Source organism: Chryseobacterium defluvii (assembly GCF_014204415.1).
Taxonomy (GTDB): Bacteria; Bacteroidota; Bacteroidia; order Flavobacteriales; family Weeksellaceae; genus Chryseobacterium; species Chryseobacterium defluvii_A.
In genome coordinates this window covers 92,711-112,146 of record NZ_JACHLE010000004.1, presented here as the reverse complement: position 1 = coordinate 112,146, position 19,436 = coordinate 92,711, and the positions used below count along the sequence as shown (strand labels likewise).

Here is a 19,436-nt window from a genome sequence, read left to right as displayed (position 1 = left end):
CGAGGTTTGGGAGAACCGGATCTCGTAGCTTGAAACTTTAATAAATATAATATTTTAATAAAAACATGGACAATCAAAATCAAAATCAAGACGGAAACATCAACATCGAATTAAACGAAATGGTAGCTGCTGGTATCTATACTAACTTAGCTTTAGTAAACCACTCTCCATCTGAGTTCGTAGTAGATTTCATCCAATTAATGCCGGGTATTCAAAAAGCTACAGTAAGATCAAGAGTTATCCTTGCTCCACTTCATGCTAAGAGAGTTTTATCTGCCCTTCAGCAAAATATTGCTAATTACGAGCAGCAATTTGGAGAGATTAAAGAAGTTGAGCCTTTCGTATTAGGTGGTAATAACGTACAAGCTTAAGATACTTTTAAATAAATAATCAGGATGCCTCAATTTCAATTGAGGCATTTTTTATGCTTTAAAATTTAAATTAAAATCAGCTGCATGAAAATTCCCCTCCCTTGGAGGGGTGTCAAAAATTAGTTATAATTTTTGACGGGGTGGTTTTTATCATAAACATAATCATATAAAAACACCAGAATACCTTCCGATAATCATTAAAAATCCTGAAATAGATTAAAAAAGTATCATACAATTATCCAATTTTATATATTTGTTTATGAACTTAACATAATGGATATGGTAGATAATCAATTTATTCTCAATAAATTCGGGTTTTTAGGGAATAATTTTTTAAATGAAATTCAAAAACATGCTATAATAACTAATATAAAAGCAAAAACAGAAATTATTAGAGAAGGACAAAAAAACAAATATGTACCCTTTCTTATAAAAGGTTCTATAAAAGTCTACACCTTAAATGATGGCCGGGAGCTCATCTACTATTACATCAGGCCAAATGATAGCTGTCTGATGACTTTTTCCTCTATTTTTACCGACTATGTGAGCAGGATATATGCGATTGCGGAAGAAGAATCGGAAGTACTTTTAATACCGGTTTCCGTAGTGCATGAATGGCTGATCAGGTTTCCGGAGATCAACAAGGTTTTTTATCATGAGTACGATAAGCGCTTCTCAGATGTGATGAATATGGTAAATGATGCCGTATTTCACCGGCTGGATAAAAGAGTTTTAAACTATATCAGACAACAGATTGCCATCACGGGAAATAATCCTGTAAAATTAACGCACAAGGAAATTGCCAATAACCTCGGAACTTCCCGGGAGGTAGTCAGCAGAGTGCTGAAAAAAATTGAGAATGAAGGAGAAATTGTCCAGACCAAAGAAGGGATAAAAATAATGGCCAATGAAAATGTTAGAAGTATCTAATAAAAAATGTTTTATTTATTTTAAACTTTCGATTGATAAAAACAATGTATTAGGTGACTTTTATCACCTACTTTTGAAATCATAACTCAATAAGTTTGTTATATAATATTTAACCCGAATTTTATATGACAAAAACTTTCCTTTTTTTGTCAGTATTGCTTTCAGGTCTTGCCTATTCTCAGGAAGATCTGCTTAAGGATATTGACACCCTCAAAACCACCGAAAATTCACAGCCTGCTTTTAAGGCACTGCAAGTCGTCACAGGACAGTCTACTAAACTATCAGCAAAAAATGAATGGTATATTGTCGTTGCTCACCGTTTTGGAGACATCAGTGACGGATTTAAGACCTTTTTTGGGCTGGATGATGCATCTACCAAACTGGGAGTTATCTATGGGGCTACAGACGGGATTTCCCTCAGCCTTTCAAGGGAAACCAATATGAAAACCTTTGAAGGAGCAGCCAAATACCGCCTTGTAAAACAAGGGGATAATTTCCCGTTGGATATTGTAGGGTATAATGTAATCGCTGTCAATACAGATCTGGATAAAGATAACTATCCGCATCTTAAATTTGGCGACCGGCTTTCCTACCTTACACAGGCTTTGATCTCAAGAAGATTTAACGATAAGCTTTCTTTACAATTGACACCATCGTACGTTCATAAGAACCTCTACGACCCGAATATAGAAGATAAGGACCAGTTTCTGGCAGGACTGGGAGGACGTTATAAGATCTCCAAAAGAGTTTCCGTGAATGCGGAATACTTTGTCAATTTTGATAATCACAGTTTTTATAAAAACCCTCTATCATTGGGAGTTGATATAGAAACCGGGGGACATGTTTTCCAGCTTTTGTTTACGAATTCCCAGCTCAATTCAGATATAGGATATCTCACCAATGTTACGGGAGATTGGGGAAAAGGGAATATTTTCTTTGGGTTTAATCTTTATAGAGTTTTTTAAGATGAAAAAAATAGCTTACATATCATCACTGGCCATAATCTTAATAGCCTGTGAGAGCAGAACCTATGAAGAGATTTCCGATAACACCCCCATAGTGGAAGAGGTAAATTATACCAAAGATGTAAAACCGATCATAGAAGCCAGTTGTATTATGTGCCACGCTCCCGGCGGGCAGGCTTCCTTTCAGCCGTGGACGAGCTATGACCAGGTGAAGACCCATATCGACAATATTTTGGACAGGATCCAGAGACCCAATGGCGATCCTTTGAAAATGCCACAGGGAGGAGCTTTATCACAGTCTCAGATCAATGTTTTCATCAAATGGAAAGCAGATGGTCTCAAAGAAAATTAAAAAAGAGAAAAAATGAAAAATCTGATATTAATCACGATCTCGTTACTGTTAAGTAATCTTGTTGAGGCACAAAAATATAATTCCAAAACAGGTAAAGTAACGTTCGAGGCATCTGTGCCTTTATTTGAAGACGTTTTTGCACAGGACGATAACAATGTGATCGTTCTGAATGCCGATACAGGGGATATGGCATCGATTTCCATTATTAAGAATTTCCGTTTCAAAGTGAAACTGATGGAAGAACACTTTAATGAAAGCTATGCAGAATCTGCAAAATACCCCAAAACGACTTTTAAGGGAAAAATTGCAAATTTTGATAAGACAAAGCTTACGGCTGCACCTCAAAAGTTTACTATTCAGGGAACTTTAAATTTTCACGGAGTGGATAAAGCTGTTACTTCAACAGCGAGTATTTATACCAAAGACGGGAAAATTTATATGCAGGGTGGTTTTGTAGCCCGGCCGGCCGATTATAATGTGAAGATCCCTAAAATGGTGACTAAAAAGATCGCTGAAAATGTGAATGTTGAATACAATTATGTACTGGTAAAACAATGAAAAACTTAATTCTGATCATATCTTTCCTTGTGAGTGTTTCATTCACTGCTCAGGAAAAAACAAAATCCATTTTTGATATTGCCAGAAGCGGAACCGTTGCAGAAGTTAAAGAGCTTATGAAGCAGGACCCGGATATCATCAATCGGACCAATGACAATGGATTCTCTCCATTAATATTAGCATGCTATAGAGGAAATACTGCTGTAGCAGAATTTTTAATAGAAAATGTAAAGGATATTAACCATGGCAGTGCGCAGGGTTCCGCGTTGACTGCGGCAGTTTTTAAAGGTAACAAACAGCTCACTCAGAAATTATTGGCTCATGGTGCCAATCCAAATCTTGCCGATACCAATGGTATTACTCCTTTAATATATGCCGTTCAGCTTCAGGATAAGGATTTGGTAGAAACATTATTAAAAAACAAAGCTAATAAAGAATTGGCAGATAAACAGGGCAAAACAGCATTTGAATATGCTATTTTTACTAAAAATCACGAAATTATTAACTTATTAAAAAATTAAGTATGAAACAAATTTTATCTTCTTTATTATTAACCGTAGGATTTTTGGCAGCCTCCCAGCAAAAATCTACAGGAGTTATGACATGTACCGTTGGCGCAAGGTCCGTAACGGCTAATTTTACTTTAAATAATACCACAAATAAAGTGAGATTAGATTTAACGGGGCCTGCAGACAGATGGTTTGGATATACATTCAGAAGCAGTGGAAACTCCGGAATGTCCGGAGCTCCTACAGAAGCTTTAACCTACAGCAATTTAGGGTTTAATGACATGAATCTGGGGGGTGTAGGGGTTTATGACTCAGATACTCAGGATTGGACGGTCGTAACTGCACCTTCCATATCAGGGGGTATCGTTTCAATGTCTTATGAACGTAATTTGACAACTGCTGATGGTGCTGATGATTATCAGTTTAATTATGCTACAGCTGCCGGTATTACGAATAAATGTGTTATCACGGGCTCGGCAAGCTTAACCATAGCACCTCATGGGGGTGCAGCTAATACGGCTGTTACCAGTGGAACTTTTACAACAGTACTGGGAGTAAATGACATAGCTTCAGAAGGCAAAAAGGTTGTTCTTTATCCAAACCCTGCAAAAGAAACCGTGAATATCAAAAATTTTGATAAGATCAGATCTGTTGATATTTATGAATCATCAGGAAGAAAAGTAAGATCTGTAAAACTGGATGGAGGAAACATTAGTGTTGCGGATCTGAGATCAGGCAGTTATTATTTCGAGATCACCCTGAAAGACGGAAGTCTTTCCTATGAAAAATTGATCAAGGAATAAATAGTTATTAATTAAAAATTATCATGATCCCCTGCTATTGTAGGGGATTTTTATTTGCATTACTTCTGAAAAATGCTTTTAATGTTTTTTTAACCTGCGAAATTTTTATCTGAAAAATACAGGCAGTAACTTTATCAAAAAATTTTGAATGAAGGGAGGAATACTATTTTTACTGTTGTTTGTTTCTTTGACGGTCTTTTCTCAAAAAGGGAATATTGATACTGCCCAGATCATTATTCCTGGCCGGTATAACAGTGCCGAAGCACAAGCTAAACCTTATGTAATTATGATCTCAGCGGATGGATTTCGCTATGACTATGCAAAAAAATATAATGCCGTAAACCTTCGGGAATTTTCGTCCCGGGGAGTGCAGGCTGAAGCAATGATCCCAAGCTATCCCAGTATCACTTTTCCTAACCATTGGAGCCTGATTACCGGCTTGTATCCATCCCATCACGGTTTGATAGATAATTATTTTTATGATTACCAAAAAAAAGAAGGATATGCCATGAGCGACAGAAAGAACGCCGAAGACGGTAAATGGTATGGGGGAATTCCGCTGTGGGGATTGGCTGAAAAACAAGGGATGATATCAGCTTCCCTGATGTGGGTGGGTTCTGCGAGTGATGCCGGAGGAATCAGACCTACTTATTACTATCCTTACCATGAAAAATTTACCCCTTCTGAAAAGGTGGAAAAAGTTGTCAACTGGTTGAAACTGCCTTCGGATAAAAGGCCGCATTTCATATCCTTGTATTTTCCGGAAGTAGACGGCAGCGGACATCACTATGGCCCGGATACTAAAGAAACCGAAAATGCAGTTCATTGGGTTGACGAAGCAATTGGAGATTTGGTTCAAAAAGTAAATAAGCTTGGATTGAAAAATGTAAACTACATCTTTGTCTCAGATCACGGAATGATAAAAGTGGATGGAGACAATCCTTTAGAGATCCCTTCTATCCTCCTTAATAGAGACAGATTTGATTATTATAATTCCCAGACACTTTTAAGAGTATATGTTAAAAATCCCGCGGAAGTCAGAGCTGTTTACAAAGAACTCAAAGCCCATAAAACTGATGATTATGAAGTATATCTGGATAAAAGGCTTCCCGCATATCTGCATTTTGCCACAAGGGATGACCTATATAACAGAATAGGGCAGATCCTTTTGGTTCCAAAGGCCCCGAAAGTTTTTCTGCCCAAAGGAAAAACCACTTCCATAGGAAAACATGGCTATGATCCGCGGATTGTTCCCGAAATGAAAGCCACGTTCTTAGCCTGGGGACCGGAATTCAAAAGCAATCTGGTGATCAGTGAATTTTCCAACGTAAATGTTTACCCTCTGGTTGCTGAAATATTAAACCTGAAAATTCATCAGCCCATTGACGGAAAAATAAAAGTATTGAGAAAGACTTTGAAAAAATAAAGTTCCGGCGCACCGAAGGTGCGCCGGAACTGCTTCATAAAAATTTAAATCCGATAAATTAAGAGGATTGTACAGTTTTAGAACTATTCAATTTGTCATTCTGAATATAAGTTGAAGACTTACGAACATAGTTCAGAAGTGAAATGAATAATCTAAATCATCAATAAGATGGCAAAGTTTCATATATTTCAGAATGTCAGTGGGCATAAAATGCTTTATGATCACTAAAATTAGTATCTGGAAGCAAATTCTTTGGCCAAGTCCTCTAATTTAATTCCTCCGTTAACAGGAGAGTTGTGCTCAATAAAATCCTTTTGTACAACGCCTGTTCGCAATCCCCTTCCCATTTCAGTATATAATTCGGCCATTTCTTTGGGAAGGCCGGCCTGAAGCATTCCGTTCAATGAATCTTCATCCTTAAACTCTATCCACGGAAGTTCCGGCTTTCCGATAGCAGTACCTAAAACTTTGGCAATGTCAGAACTCTTGCGGACATCGCTTACGATATATCTGATATTTTTACCTTCAGTATCTTTTACCAGCTCGCTGGCTGCTGCTTTGGCAATGTCTTTTGGATGAACCAGGGGAATACTTACATCCCCGGAATAATTTCCACCCATAATTCCTGCATTTTTGATCATGGGGATATCATTAAATAAATTAATGTAGAAATAGCCCGCTCTCAGAAATGTTACAGATGTATTTTCTAATTCGTTATAGAACTTTTCGATATGATGAAGACCTTTTATAGGACCGTTTTCTACAGATGATTCAGCTCCTATGCTGCTCAGCATAACAATTTTCTTAACCCCGGTATTCTTTATAGCCTCAGCATAATTTTTTCCGGCATTTACAGTGTTTTCAACAATGTTCTCAACTCCCATATTGGGTGGGGTCATCAGGAATGCCGCATCGGCTCCTTCAAAGGTTTTAACCAGAAATTCTCGGTCGGCAATTGAACCTATGGAAGCTTTTGCTCCTAAAGATTCGATTTCGTTTTTCTTAGAGGGATTGCTGCTGATTACAGTGATATCGTGCCCTTCTGCAACGAGTTGCTGGGTTAAAGGCTTTGCTACATTTCCCAGTGAACCGGTGATAACAATTTTCATAATGAATATTTTTTTATTTCCGGGAACAAAGTTATATTTGTACTTACTTTTACACAAGTACTTACCCTAAAGTATGTATCATGGCAGTAATCAAAGAAAGCTCTACCATCCAGCAAAATAAGAAATATGCATTGGATCTTTGCCCGGTAACCTATGTGATGGAAAAGATCGGCGGTTTCTGGAAACCCATTATCCTGTACCATCTTTCCAACGGAGATAAAAGGTATAGTGAATTAAAGCGGGCAATACCGGCTGTTACGGAGAAAATGCTGATTCAGCACTTAAAACAATTAGAGGCAGATGGGCTGGTGATCAGAAGATCAAGACCTGTGGTTCCGCCCCATGTTACCTATGAGTTGAGTGAAGCAGGAAAAGGCCTGATTCCGGTGATTGGGGCAATGGCAGACTGGGCAATTCAGGATATGAAAAAATCTAAATGAATCTGAAAAAATAAACTACCTTTTCACAACTGTTGTTTTTTCCATAATGAGACCTGCCTTTTCGGGAGATACGGGGATTGAAATGCCGTTTTTCAGATTAAGCCAGCCTCCGTCTGATTTACTGTAAGAAACGGCCTCATCAAAGTTGGCAATATATGACCGGTGGATCCTCAGAAAACGCCTGTCATTTTGCAAAACATCTTCGAAATTCTTGAGGCTTCTGCTTACCAGGTATTTAGTTGCATCAGTCATGAATACTTCAGAGTAAGGGCCTTCGCCTTTAATATAAAGAATATCACCAATATTAAGCAGGAGCAGATCTGTACCGGAGGGAATGGCAATTTTATCAAGCTTTTCGCTATGGATATTCTCATACAGGATACTGAACTGATCCCTCTTTTGCTTTTTCAGCCTGGAAACAGAGGCTACTAATTCATCAGGAATAATAGGTTTTAATAAATAATCTAAAGCGGAAAGTTTAAAGGCCTGAACAGCAAATTCATTATAAGCTGTAGTGAATATAATGGCAAAACTGACTTCCTTTTCATCAAAAAAATCCAATAGCTCCAAACCGCTGTGGCCGGGCATTTCTATATCGAGAAAAATTACATCTGGTTTATGCCTTCGGATGGCTTTTACACCCTCCGGAAGATTTTCACAGTCTGTTACAATTTCTATTTCAGGACAATACTCTTTTAAAAGCAGCGAAAGGGAAATTCTTGCCTGTTTTTCGTCATCAATGATTATAGCTTTCATAGTTTTATTCTAACGGTATTTTTATGATAACAGTAGTTCCTGTAGCATTTCCGGCATCATTAATTTTATCTGTATAGCTGAGGCGGATCATATTTTTATTATTAAGATTAAGAAGATCAATTCTTTGCTGCACTGCATCCGTTGCAAAGGATTTATGCTTCTTTGTTTTGATGAGGTTCAGTTCCCTGCTTTTTTTCCGGCCTATTCCATTATCATCGATCCGGATTTCTATATTCCGTTCCTCTCTTTGAAAATGAATAAGAAGTTTTTTTTCATTTTTTTTGTGAAGAAGCCCATGCTTCACTGCATTTTCTACAAATGGCTGTAACAGCATGGAGGGGATTTTTTGATTGTCCGTATCTATATTTTCATCTACAAAAATTTCATATTCAAAATCATTATTGAATCTTGCTTTTTCAATTTCAAGATAAAGTTCCGTAGTTCGGATCTCTTCCGATAAAGTTACCCATTCTTTCTCGGACATTTCAAGAATGGTTCTCGTTAAAAGGGAAAATTTGGATAAATAATTAATAGCTAGTTTTTTTTCGTTGGACAGGACATAAGCCTGGATCGTATTAAGGGCATTATAGAAAAAATGAGGATTCATTTGAGATTTTATTGCTTTGAGCTTTGACTGATTCAGGTTTTTTTCCAGGCTTACCCTGTCCAGTAAAAGCTGATTTTGCTTCCTTATTTTGTTGATCCTGAAACGGAAAAGCAAATAAAAGAATATAAAGAACAAAAGAATTACCGGTATAATAAATCCGGCTTTCAGCCAAAAAGGTTTTGAGATAGTAAACTTTACCGGGTATATATCAGAAAAATGGCTGCCTGTTTTTGTGCGGAAATCAATTTTATAATTTCCAGGGGATAAAGAATTAAGTATCAGACTTCTGTTTTCCTCTTCAAACAGCTTCCATTTATGATCATTGATCCTGTAAAATACTTCGGGTTTTTGGCTTGGGACATAGGATAACACAGAAAAAAGAATCTCTATTGTATTTTGGGAGTTATCCAGATTTTTAAGTTCATTCTTATCCGGTACCTTATTATTGACCAGAATTCGGTTAATGATGAATTTTGGAATAACAGTCCTTTCGGTTGTTTTTCTTTCGGTAATAAGTAATCCTTTGGACGTCGCAAAAATAACCTGGCCATTGTGGAGTGCAACATCACTCACATCAAGATTATTGGTGTTTGCCAGGGTTTTCCGGAAGCTTTTATTAATCAGGTCATATTCAAAAAGAGTATTTTCACCAAACAGGAAAAGACTGTTGCCAATAACCTTGATCTTGTAAACGGATTCTTCTTTAATCTCGTCAGGAACCTGAAAATTCCGGATTGTATTATCTCTGGACAAAGTATAAATTTTTCCGTTAGTAGATAATGCAAAGACATGATCTTTATATCCTGCCAGTTTTGAAATATATAGCCTTTTATTTTCAAAGAATAACTCTTTCTGGCCTTTCAGGGTTCTCGAAAACAGCCCGACATTGGTTGCATAATAAATGTTTTGATTATAGGGGTTGTAGGCTGTAGACTTTCCGTTGCAGTATTTTAAAAAACCAATTTCACTGAATTGGACATCCGGGGTTTCCAGGGAACGGTAAATGCCATCCCAAATACTTGGGCCCGAATTATCCATACGGAATATTCCGCATATTCCGCTTGCTGCAAAGGAGTAATACTTATGGTCTATTTTTCTGATTTCTTTTACGGCAGTAGAAGCGTCAGTCTGTACTTTATTGAAGTTTTTTAGAATTTTAAAAGAGGATGAGGTAAAGAATATATTTTTTAAATCATCATCAGCAAGCATTTGATAGATAGAATGGTTACTGTTTCCGGCATATACTTTTTGAAAATGATTGTCTTTTAAAGAATACAAAATCAGCTCATCCTTTTCGGAAGATATCATGAGCTGATTGCCTGAAACCTCTAATAAAACAGGCTTTGAAGGTATTGAAAAGAATTTTGAATGAAAATCTTCGATCAAAAGTAAGCCCTGATTGATCGTTGAAACCCAATAATTTCCCTGACGGTCTTTATAAATAGAGGAAATATTATGATCGGGAAAATAATGGACTATAGGTTCATTCTTTTTAGAAGTATCCAACCTATAAATTCCCTTTGTAGAGGAAATCCAGTTTTTGCCGTCAACAAATGAAACATTCTGAATAAAACTGATCTCCGAGGGAAATTTCTTTTCGGTGAATTTTCCATTTGTAAATAAATAGTAAAATTTTCTTTCCTTGGAGACGATGATAAGACCCTGTTCCGATTTCTGAATAATGGCAGAGCGGTAATTCTTTTTCAGATCTTCCGGAACATTATACTTTGAATAAAGCTTTTTCCCTGAAAATACATATAAATAATCAGATAAAACATAAAAATGAGAATCATCAGAGAATGTAAAATAGACCTTTTCGCCCTCTATTTTATGACTGGCCGCCCCTTTTAATGTTTTTAAATCATAGATCAGCAGCTTGTTTTTCTGGATGAGATACAGATCGTCCTGTATGATGCCGTATTTAAAATACCCTATGGTTTCAGGCTGATTGAAAGTACGCAGTTTTCCATTTTCCACATAATAAAGATATCCGTCAAAATTGCAGTACCAGATTCTTCCATACCGATCTTCAGAAATAGTAGATCCGGCAACGGAAGACTGCTGATCTGAAGTATAAGATATAAATTTTGAACCGTCATATTTGCAGATTCCTTTATTGGTAGCAAACCACATAAAGCCTTCATGGTCCTGAAAGATATCATACACGGAATGGGAAGGCAACCCGGAAGCTTTATCAATAGTATGGAAATAAGGATTTTGCCCAAAGCAGAAATGGACTACGCATACAAAGAAAAAGTGAAAAATATTTTTCAATCAGGGAATTATAATATAACAAAAGTATCAAATCACATTTAATATAAGATATGCGGTTACTGAAAACATGTTTACAGTTACTGAAATCAATAATTACATTCAATAGTATTTGTTCATTAACTGAAAATGGGGTTTGGTTAACTGGATCCCCTTAAGCTTGTATGAAAGGGGTAGTTTTGAATAATCAATAAAACTGAATCCTATGAGAACTACAATTACTTGTTTATTATTTTTAATTTTTCAGTTTGTAAATGCCCAGGTTACTAATGGACTGATACAAAGTTTCAGATTTAATAACAACTATACCAATGATGCCGGAGACGTGACATTTTCAACGACATCTTTAACGGCAGACAGGGATGGAGTTCCTAATTCAGCCATTAATATTACTTATTCCAGCCAGTCACAGGCGGTGATTCCCGGACTGCCTTATGGTAGTTCTCCGAGAACGATAGCTTTTTGGGCTAAGGCAAATTCTTTTTCCGGGCTTAATTATGACCCTGTTTTTACTTATGGAACAGGAACGCCGGGAAATTCCTGCGGAGGTTCCTTTAGTGCAGACAGGGTAATGTTTCTTGGGCATACGGATAACCTGACATTGATCCTGGGAAATCAGAATGTTGCCGGTGCATGGTACCATTTTATAATGACGTATGACGGCACTGCTGCTAAGATCTATAGAAATGGAAGTTTACTGGGGCAGTTGGATAAATCATGGAATACGATTAATAATAATGATATTTTCAGATTAGGAGTAGGAGTGGGAGGTGAGCAGTGGTTTAGCGGTGCTGTTGACGAACTGAAAATTTATAACAGGGCTTTGGACTCCTCAGAAGCGGTAGAGCTATATAAAGGGGAAATAAGGCTGTGTGATAATGTGGCCGGATATTTTGGCTTTAACGCTTCAGCATCCAGCCATAACGGCTCTTCTGTTTTCACAACAACAGATCCTGTATACCCTGTTATGTATACACCAGATAGGAATAATATGGGTAATGGTGCATTGCAGACCTTTCAGGCGGCAACCCAGCCCAGAGCAGCTTCCATTCCCGGCCTTCCTGTAGGGAACAGTGCAAGGACGATTGCCTTTTGGATGAAAACGAGCACGGCATTTACCTCACAGCCTACTTACTTTACTTACGGCAATAATGCAAATAACCAGACATTCGGATTATACAGTGCAACAAACGGGAATCTGGTTTTTCAGGGATTTGGTGCAGGGAATGACGTTGTAATCACAAATTCGCAGCTGGCCCTTAATAATTGGTATCATATTGCCGTTGTATATAATTCTTATACTGTGAAGGTTTATGTAAACGGTGTTTTAAGGCATAGTTTTTCCAATGCCGCATTAAATACAGGGAACTCTGCATTCAGGATAGGATCGTTCAATGGAGCTGTGGATGACTTACTGATCTATAGCAGGGCTCTGTCTTTCGGAGAAATAGAAAGCTTATACAGTAACGGTATCGTTAGTTGTGGAACTTTGGCAGTAAGTGAAAGTAATATGACTGTAAAAGGAAATATTAGTCTTTATCCCGTTCCTGTAAAAGATTTCCTTACTATTAAGACGGAAGAACCTGTTGAGAAAGTAGAGATTTTTAGTTTTTCAGGAAGAAAAATAATGGAAGAAAGATCTTTAAGAATTGATATGGGCCAATTGCCTGCCGGAAATTATATTATTAGAATTACAGGCAGGAAAAATAACGTTTATTCAAAAGTTATCACCCGTTCAGATAAATAACTCGTACCGGGTATTTGATAAGATAAAAAGAGAGTACATTTTTGTGTACTCTCTTCTTTTATGTTTTTAATTATTAAGGCTTTGCATATCAATAACGAAACGATATCTTACATCGCTTTTCAGCATTCTTTCGTAAGCTTTGTTAATATCCTGCATTTTGATCACTTCAACCTCTGAAACAATTTGATGCGCTCCGCAGAAGTCCAGTAATTCCTGAGTTTCGGCAATTCCTCCGATCACAGAACCCGCTACGGATTTTCTTCCCAGGATCATGGGAACGGTATTCAGAATAGGTTCTAAACCTCCTAAATATCCTACTAAAACAAGAGTTCCGCTGATATTTAAGGTGGAAACATAAGGATTGATATCATGTACGTAAGGAACGGTATCAATAATTACATCAAATTTTCCGTTTACTGACTTCATCTGCTCTTCATCAGTAGAAATAACTACGTGATCAGCACCCAATTGTTTCGCATCTTCCGATTTCCCGGGAGTTCTTGAGAATAAAGTAACCTCAGCGCCTAAGCCTTTTGCTAATTTAATGGCCATATGCCCCAGCCCTCCCAAACCTACAACAGCTACCTTTGAATCCGGGCCTACGTTCCAGTGCTTTAGAGGAGACCACGTAGTGATTCCTGCACAAAGTAATGGGGCTACTGCTGCCAGATCCAGATTTTCAGGCACTTTTAATACAAAATGTTCATCTACAACCACTTTTTGTGAATAACCTCCGAAGGTATGACCTCCCAGGTGCTTATCCTGCCCGTTATAGGTCCCTGTAAATCCGTTTAGGCAATATTGTTCCAGATCCTGTTTACAGCTGTCACATGTTCGGCAGGAATCAACAAGACAGCCTACTGCTGCCAGGTCTCCTACTTTGAATTTGGTGATCTCGCTTCCCACTTTTGTAATTCTTCCTACAATTTCATGTCCGGGAACAGCCGGGTATAGGGTTCCGCCCCAGTCATTTCTTGCCGTATGAAGGTCAGAGTGGCAGACGCCGCAATAAAGAATTTCAATCTCTATATCTTTGGATGTTACCTCCCTTCTTTCAATATTCATTTCTTTCAGGTCTGCTGTCGTAGACTCTGCTCCGTAAGCTTTTACTGTGAATGTGCTCATTTGTTTTTGGTTTAAGTTTAATTGTAATATGGTTTTCCCGGATACAAAAGTCGAAACTTTTACCTGAACATCACTTATATAAATTACAGAAAGATTTACCAATTTTACAGAAGCTGATAAAAGAGCCTTTTAATATATTAACTTTGAATCACTTAAAAGAATACCCTCATGAAAGATGTGGAAATAATGCACTTCGATAATATCCCGGAATATAATAAAATGGTTAATAATGAAACCCTGCATCCATTGGTAAGCATTGTTGATTTTTCCAAATCCAATCCTATTTGCCAGCACAAAAGGAACTTTGGATTTTACACTGTTTTCCTGAAAGACGTTATGTGTGGAGATATGTATTACGGGAAGAATTATTATGATTACCAGGAGGGGACTTTGGTTTTTATTGCTCCCGGCCAGATAAGCGGAATTGTAAATGATGGTACCTATATTCAGCCGGCTGGCTATGCCCTTTTATTCCATCCGGATTTAATAAAAGGAACGAACTTAAGTAAAAATATGAAAGATTATACGTTCTTTTCTTACGATGTCCGGGAAGCGCTGCATCTTTCTGAAAAAGAAAGAGAAATTGTTCTGGATTGTTTTTCCAATATTAAATTTGAATTGGAGCAATCTATTGATAAGCACAGTAAATCCCTGATTGTAAATAATATTGAACTGTTCTTAAATTACTGTATGCGTTTCTATGACCGACAGTTTATTACCCGGGATCATGTCAATCAGGGAGTGATCGGGAAATTTGAAAATTTACTGGATGATTATCTCAAATCTGATAAGCCTAAAAATATTGGTTTCCCGATGGTTAATTACTTTGCTGAACAACTAAATCTTTCGGCGAATTATTTTGGCGATCTGATTAAAAAGGAACTTGGGATCTCTGCACAGGAATTCATTCATAACAAGTTAATTGATGTTGCAAAAGAACACATCTTCGATCCTTCAAGATCCATCAGTGAGATCTCCTATGATTTAGGCTTTAAATATCCGCAGCATTTTACAAGACTGTTTAAAAGCAAAGTAGGAGTTTCCCCAAGCGAATACAAAACGCTAAATTAAAACTTGTCAGGATATTCATTGTTGAATGTTAAGGCTTTTTCGGCCTTAAAAAAGGTATAATTAACAAAAAATCTTAGTGTCCTTTGCGCTAAAAACTAAAAAATAAAGCTTAAATTTAAGACTAGAAGTTATTGTTTTAGATAATGACATCACAGCAGACTATAGGAACACATACCTTTCATACTCCATTCGGGAAAATTATTGGATTAAAGGAAAATGGCGTTATCAAAGCCCGGAGCATTCGTTATGCCCGTTCCGAAAGATACCAAAAACCTGTTCCAGTACCACCTTCAGCCTCAGAGATCATATTTACGGATAAGATCCCGGTCTGTCCGCAGGTGATAAGCCCTCTTTTGGAAAGACTGATAGAAAAAACAGATCCGGAAAAATTTAAGATTGATGAGTCTACCCAGTTTCTTACGGTCACCTGTCCTGAAAATACTACCGGAGAAAAGCTGCCTGTAGTGGTCTGGATTCATGGAGGTTCTTATGAGGTCGGCTGTGGAGATCTCCCGACTTCTGATCCTGCTGTTTGGGTGAAAGAGAAAAGCATTATCGTAGTTTCTGTATCCTATCGTCTCGGGCTTTTCGGATTTTTGGGTGGAGATGAGGAAAGGCCGGCAAACCTTGGGCTTTTTGACATTATTGAAGCCTTAAAATGGATCAAAACATATATCGGGGGTTTTGGTGGCGATCCTGAAAATATTACACTTTTCGGGCAATCTTCAGGAGGAGATGTCATAGCGCATCTGATGATCTCGGAAGGTGTTGATAATTTATTTCAAAGAGTTATTATTCAAAGTGCGCCTTTAGGATTTCGTCACAGGAGAGAAAAAATGTCTGCCGAGCTTTTCCGGAAAACAGAGTTTTTGAAAAATGAAGCTGATGTTATGAAAATGCTAAACGGATATGCATTGCATGTGCCTTCTGTAATGAAGCATGGCCTTAAGGCATCTATGCCTTTCTGTACGCAATATGGTTATCCTCCCTTGTGTAAAGAAAAGGAAAGTCTTCATCAGTGGAAAAAGAATGCTAAAAAGTACGATGTATTAATAGGACTGAATAATGATGAGACGGCTTTCTATATTAAAACGGCCGAAAAAGGAATTTATACATATTTAAATAACAGGATCCTCGATAGGATCGTCCGGACAACGACAAAATTCATCTACGAAAAGCCGGCCCGGATTTTTGCTGAAAATTATGCAGAAGGCGGAGGGAATATTTATCTGTTCAAAATTCATTCAAAGATAAAACATAATCATATCGGTGCCTCGCATTGTATTGATCTGCCCCTGATTTTCGGAAATGAATCCGCATGGAGATCCTCAGAACTGCTGAAAGGTATTCCCTGGGAATATCTTCAGGAAAATGGGCGGAAATTAAGAGCTCTTTGGGCAGAATTTGCACGAAGCGGAAATATTTCAGATCAATCGGAAAGGCCGGAAATCTTAGAGCTCAGAAAAGTTTAGTTATGAACTTGCTATTCTGAGCCACCAAATTTGCAAAAGAGAAAACCCATTCGTGTTATTTGTCATCCAGGGAAAAGTATATTTAGTAAAAAGGCAAAATCATAAAGCCGTAAATTTGCAAAATAAAAATCAGCAGTATGTTTGTCACTCAGAGTGGAATGAAATGGAGCGTGGAATCTAAATGCTCATAACCCTCAACTGTAGAAAATCCTAAAGAATGACAAATGACGGATATAAAATGATCTTAAACCAACGATGTAATCCAAGATGTCTAAAAAATGTGATTAAAAAGAGAATTACTCAGAGATCCACACACTCACATTACCGGCAGGTACAGGAAAATCTCCCCATCCGTTCTCATCAATGATCACTTTTTTTCTGGATCTTTTAAGCAGATCACGGAATTTCTTTCCGGCATACTGTTTCCCCATCTCCATAGGCTTATTATAAGCATCTTTATTACTTAGAACCACAGCACAGCCGCTATGCTCATCATCACCTTCCCGAACCCATCCCAAACAATTGGCATCTTCAAAATAATCTCTCTGGGCTCCATATACATGTTCTTTTCTGGCTTTTAACAGTTCTTCAATACGATCAACCTTGTTCAGAAAAATTTCCTGATCATTTCCTTCCCTATCCTTATCTACATAGTGGGCACCATACAAATCAGGGTAAAAGACACACGGATATCCGTTTTCCCTTAATAAGATCAGGGCATATGCAATGGGCTTGAACCAGCTCTCAACCGGAGCTTCCAGATCCTGTAATGGCTGTGTGTCATGGTTGTCGACAAGACTTACGGAATGCAAAGGATCAGCTCCGGTAAGGGTTTCATCAAAAATTCTTCTCAGGTCATAAGAAGCTCCTTCCCTGGAAGCACGATGAAAATTGTTTTGCAGTGAACTGTCGAAAAGGCTCATGCAGCCTTCCGTGACTTCAATATATTTCTGGAGCAGATTTAAATATCCAGGTGCCCAGTATTCCCCGACTGCAAAAATATCTTTTCCCGAATTGGAACGTAGCAGCGTTAGCCATTCCTTATAAAAATCAAAAGAAATATGTTTTAAGGCATCCAGTCTTACCCCATCGAAATCGGTCTGATCAAAATACCATTTTGCCCAATTATTGAGTTCTTCCCGGACGTGAGGGTTACGGTGCTCAATGTCATTATACATCAGGTAATCATAATTTCCTTTCTCATCATCTATCATTTCTTCCCAGCCGTCTCCATATTCGGACTGTATCTTAAAAATATGGGAGTCCAGCCCTTCTGCATAGTCCACCCCGCTGAAGCAGGTAAAATTCCATTCGAAGTCCGAATATTTTTTTCCTCTTCCGGGAAATGTAAATTTGGTATAAGACTGTATATCGAAAAAGTCTGAGATTATTTTATCCCTGTTGTCTTCATCTACTTTGGCAGCCTTGAAGGTTTCCAGTTCATCACCGCCGCCTTTATGTCCCAGAACGATGTCGACGATGACCTGGATATTATTTTTTTTGAGCGCCTTAACAGCTCTGATATATTCCTGTTTGGTTCCGTATTTTGTGGGAATCGTGCCTTTCTGGTCAAATTCTCCTAAATCATAGAGATCATAAGAGTCATAGCCGATGGAATAACCACCGTTTGCGCCTTTATAAGCAGGAGGAAACCATACAGACGTTATTCCCAGTTTAGCCAGATGCCTTGTCTTTTTTTCAGCTTCTTTCCATAATTTTCCGTCACCTTCCGAGTACCAGTGGAAGAACTGAATCATCGTTGGGTTCATAGATTCTAAGATTTAGTCAATACAATGTAGTGAATTTTTTTAACTATTGATTTTCAAATTCTTTAAACGGTATTTTTAGTTGAACGGAAACCTGCTTCTGCTCTTCAGTGTTGAGGTGTGATAATGATAATCCTAACAAACGTACCGGCTTATCAAAGGGACGAAGGTCCCAGAGTTTTTTTGAAGTATTGAAATACTCTTCCTCTGCAATGAAATATTCTTCCTTGGTGATGCTTCTGGTAAAGAGTGAGAAGTCTTTATATTTGATCTTTAAAGTCAAAGCCCTTCCGAGGATATTATTTTTTTGTAACCTCTGATGAAGTTCCGTACTCAGGCTGTTTAATTTTTCATTGATCTGCTGCTCATCAAAAAGATCCTCAAAAAAAGTCCGTTCCACGGCTATACTCTTCTGTATCCTGTGCGGTTTAACCTCCGAGCTATGAATGCCACGGACAACATTATAGTAATAAGATCCTGATTTTCCGAATAACTTTACCAATTCCTCTAGGGATCTTTTTTTAATGTCCCGGCCTTTGAAAATTCCAAGAGTAAACATCTTATTGGCTGTCACTTTTCCCACACCGTAAAATTTCTCAATGGGCAATTCCTCCAAAAATTCCTCAATTTTATCCGGATGAATTGTTTTTTGCCCGTTGGGTTTATTGATATCGGAGGCAACTTTGGCTAAGAATTTATTGATGGAAACTCCGGCTGATGCAGTAAGTCCGGTCTGCTCAAATATTTTCCGGCGGATTTCTCTTGCAATCTGATTGGCAGACTCAATTCCTTTCTTATTTTCTGTAACATCTAGGTAGGCCTCATCTAAAGATAAAGGTTCCACCATATCTGTATATTCATAGAAAATTTCCCGGATTTTTTTTGAGATCTCCTTATAACGGGCAAAACGAGGGGGAACAAAAATAAGCTGCGGGCATTTTTCTTTAGCTGTTTTGCTGGGCATGGCAGAGCGTACCCCAAACTTTCTTGCTTCGTAGCTTGCCGCAGAAACTACTCCTCTGTGCCCGCCTCCTACGGCAATGGGTTTTCCCCTCAGTGCAGGATTATCATGCTGCTCTACAGAAGCATAAAATGCATCCATATCTACATGAATAATCTTGCGGATGGGAAAAGGAAAATCCATATCACAAAGATATG

Annotated in this window: 18 protein-coding genes; 12 read left to right on the top strand and 6 right to left on the bottom strand. The window is 37.9% G+C overall.

Going from position 1 to position 19,436, the window contains the following annotated elements; translation table 11 throughout:
- Window positions 1-65: 65 nt before the first annotated feature.
- The 8 genes from HNP38_RS13765 (at window position 66) to HNP38_RS13730 (ending at window position 5,914) form a co-directional block, all read left to right on the top strand.
- A complete protein-coding gene (locus HNP38_RS13765) occupies window positions 66-371 on the top strand; it encodes a DUF3467 domain-containing protein (RefSeq protein ID WP_184190509.1) in 306 nt (101 codons plus the stop codon).
- A 279-nt stretch (window positions 372-650) separates the two neighbouring features.
- Entirely contained in the window at window positions 651-1,301 is a 651-nt protein-coding gene (locus HNP38_RS13760; RefSeq protein ID WP_228461072.1) for a Crp/Fnr family transcriptional regulator, read from the top strand.
- A gap of 125 nt (window positions 1,302-1,426) precedes the next feature.
- Window positions 1,427-2,266 carry a DUF5777 family beta-barrel protein gene (locus tag HNP38_RS13755; RefSeq protein WP_184190505.1) on the top strand — a complete coding sequence of 280 codons (840 nt, stop codon included), beginning with the start codon at window positions 1,427-1,429 and terminating at the stop codon, window positions 2,264-2,266.
- A gap of 1 nt (window position 2,267) precedes the next feature.
- Window positions 2,268-2,618, top strand: a complete 351-nt coding sequence (locus HNP38_RS13750) for a hypothetical protein (protein WP_228461071.1) — start codon at window positions 2,268-2,270, stop codon at window positions 2,616-2,618.
- A gap of 12 nt (window positions 2,619-2,630) precedes the next feature.
- Window positions 2,631-3,176, top strand: coding sequence for a YceI family protein (locus HNP38_RS13745; RefSeq protein WP_184190501.1), 546 nt, complete (start codon window positions 2,631-2,633; stop codon window positions 3,174-3,176).
- Window positions 3,173-3,697 carry an ankyrin repeat domain-containing protein gene (locus HNP38_RS13740; protein ID WP_184190498.1) on the top strand — a complete coding sequence of 175 codons (525 nt, stop codon included), beginning with the start codon at window positions 3,173-3,175 and terminating at the stop codon, window positions 3,695-3,697. Before HNP38_RS13745 ends, HNP38_RS13740 begins: the two co-directional genes overlap by 4 nt.
- 2 nt (window positions 3,698-3,699) lie before the next feature.
- Window positions 3,700-4,488 (top strand): T9SS type A sorting domain-containing protein, encoded by a 789-nt coding sequence (locus HNP38_RS13735; RefSeq protein ID WP_184190497.1) that lies wholly within the window; start codon window positions 3,700-3,702, stop codon window positions 4,486-4,488.
- Between the two features lie 148 nt (window positions 4,489-4,636).
- A complete protein-coding gene (locus HNP38_RS13730; protein ID WP_184190495.1) occupies window positions 4,637-5,914 on the top strand; it encodes an ectonucleotide pyrophosphatase/phosphodiesterase in 1,278 nt (425 codons plus the stop codon).
- Between the two features lie 230 nt (window positions 5,915-6,144).
- On the opposite strand, the gene HNP38_RS13725 is transcribed toward HNP38_RS13730, so the two are convergent.
- A complete protein-coding gene (locus HNP38_RS13725; protein WP_184190493.1) occupies window positions 6,145-7,023 on the bottom strand; it encodes an NAD(P)H-binding protein in 879 nt (292 codons plus the stop codon).
- An 80-nt stretch (window positions 7,024-7,103) separates the two neighbouring features.
- On the opposite strand from HNP38_RS13725, the gene HNP38_RS13720 reads away from it, so the two are divergent.
- On the top strand, window positions 7,104-7,463 hold the full coding sequence (locus HNP38_RS13720) for a winged helix-turn-helix transcriptional regulator (RefSeq protein ID WP_184190491.1): 360 nt from the start codon (window positions 7,104-7,106) through the stop codon (window positions 7,461-7,463).
- Between the two features lie 15 nt (window positions 7,464-7,478).
- On the opposite strand, the gene HNP38_RS13715 is transcribed toward HNP38_RS13720, so the two are convergent.
- Together HNP38_RS13715 and HNP38_RS13710 are read right to left on the bottom strand one after the other, a co-directional pair.
- Window positions 7,479-8,219 (bottom strand): LytR/AlgR family response regulator transcription factor, encoded by a 741-nt coding sequence (locus HNP38_RS13715; protein ID WP_184190488.1) that lies wholly within the window; start codon window positions 8,217-8,219, stop codon window positions 7,479-7,481.
- A gap of 4 nt (window positions 8,220-8,223) precedes the next feature.
- The gene (locus HNP38_RS13710; protein ID WP_184190486.1) at window positions 8,224-11,100 is read right to left on the bottom strand and encodes a histidine kinase; all 2,877 of its coding nucleotides are present in this window, start codon (window positions 11,098-11,100) and stop codon (window positions 8,224-8,226) included.
- A 202-nt stretch (window positions 11,101-11,302) separates the two neighbouring features.
- Between HNP38_RS13710 and HNP38_RS13705 the strand changes: the two genes are divergently transcribed.
- A complete protein-coding gene (locus HNP38_RS13705) occupies window positions 11,303-12,844 on the top strand; it encodes a LamG-like jellyroll fold domain-containing protein (protein ID WP_184190484.1) in 1,542 nt (513 codons plus the stop codon).
- 66 nt (window positions 12,845-12,910) lie between these two features.
- On the opposite strand, the gene HNP38_RS13700 is transcribed toward HNP38_RS13705, so the two are convergent.
- Window positions 12,911-13,969 carry an NAD(P)-dependent alcohol dehydrogenase gene (locus HNP38_RS13700; RefSeq protein WP_184190482.1) on the bottom strand — a complete coding sequence of 353 codons (1,059 nt, stop codon included), beginning with the start codon at window positions 13,967-13,969 and terminating at the stop codon, window positions 12,911-12,913.
- Window positions 13,970-14,137: 168 nt separating this feature from the next.
- Here HNP38_RS13700 and HNP38_RS13695 point away from each other — a divergent pair, with 168 nt between their 5' ends.
- Together HNP38_RS13695 and HNP38_RS13690 are read left to right on the top strand one after the other, a co-directional pair.
- Window positions 14,138-15,040 (top strand): helix-turn-helix domain-containing protein, encoded by a 903-nt coding sequence (locus HNP38_RS13695; RefSeq protein ID WP_184190480.1) that lies wholly within the window; start codon window positions 14,138-14,140, stop codon window positions 15,038-15,040.
- A gap of 143 nt (window positions 15,041-15,183) precedes the next feature.
- Window positions 15,184-16,512, top strand: a complete 1,329-nt coding sequence (locus HNP38_RS13690) for a carboxylesterase family protein (protein ID WP_184190478.1) — start codon at window positions 15,184-15,186, stop codon at window positions 16,510-16,512.
- Between the two features lie 296 nt (window positions 16,513-16,808).
- Here the strand turns inward: HNP38_RS13690 and HNP38_RS13685 are convergent, their stop codons facing one another.
- Window positions 16,809-18,281 (bottom strand): alpha-amylase, encoded by a 1,473-nt coding sequence (locus HNP38_RS13685; protein WP_184190476.1) that lies wholly within the window; start codon window positions 18,279-18,281, stop codon window positions 16,809-16,811.
- 43 nt (window positions 18,282-18,324) lie between these two features.
- The gene (gene dinB / locus HNP38_RS13680; protein ID WP_184190825.1) at window positions 18,325-19,422 is read right to left on the bottom strand and encodes a DNA polymerase IV; all 1,098 of its coding nucleotides are present in this window, start codon (window positions 19,420-19,422) and stop codon (window positions 18,325-18,327) included.
- Window positions 19,423-19,436: the final 14 nt, after the last annotated feature.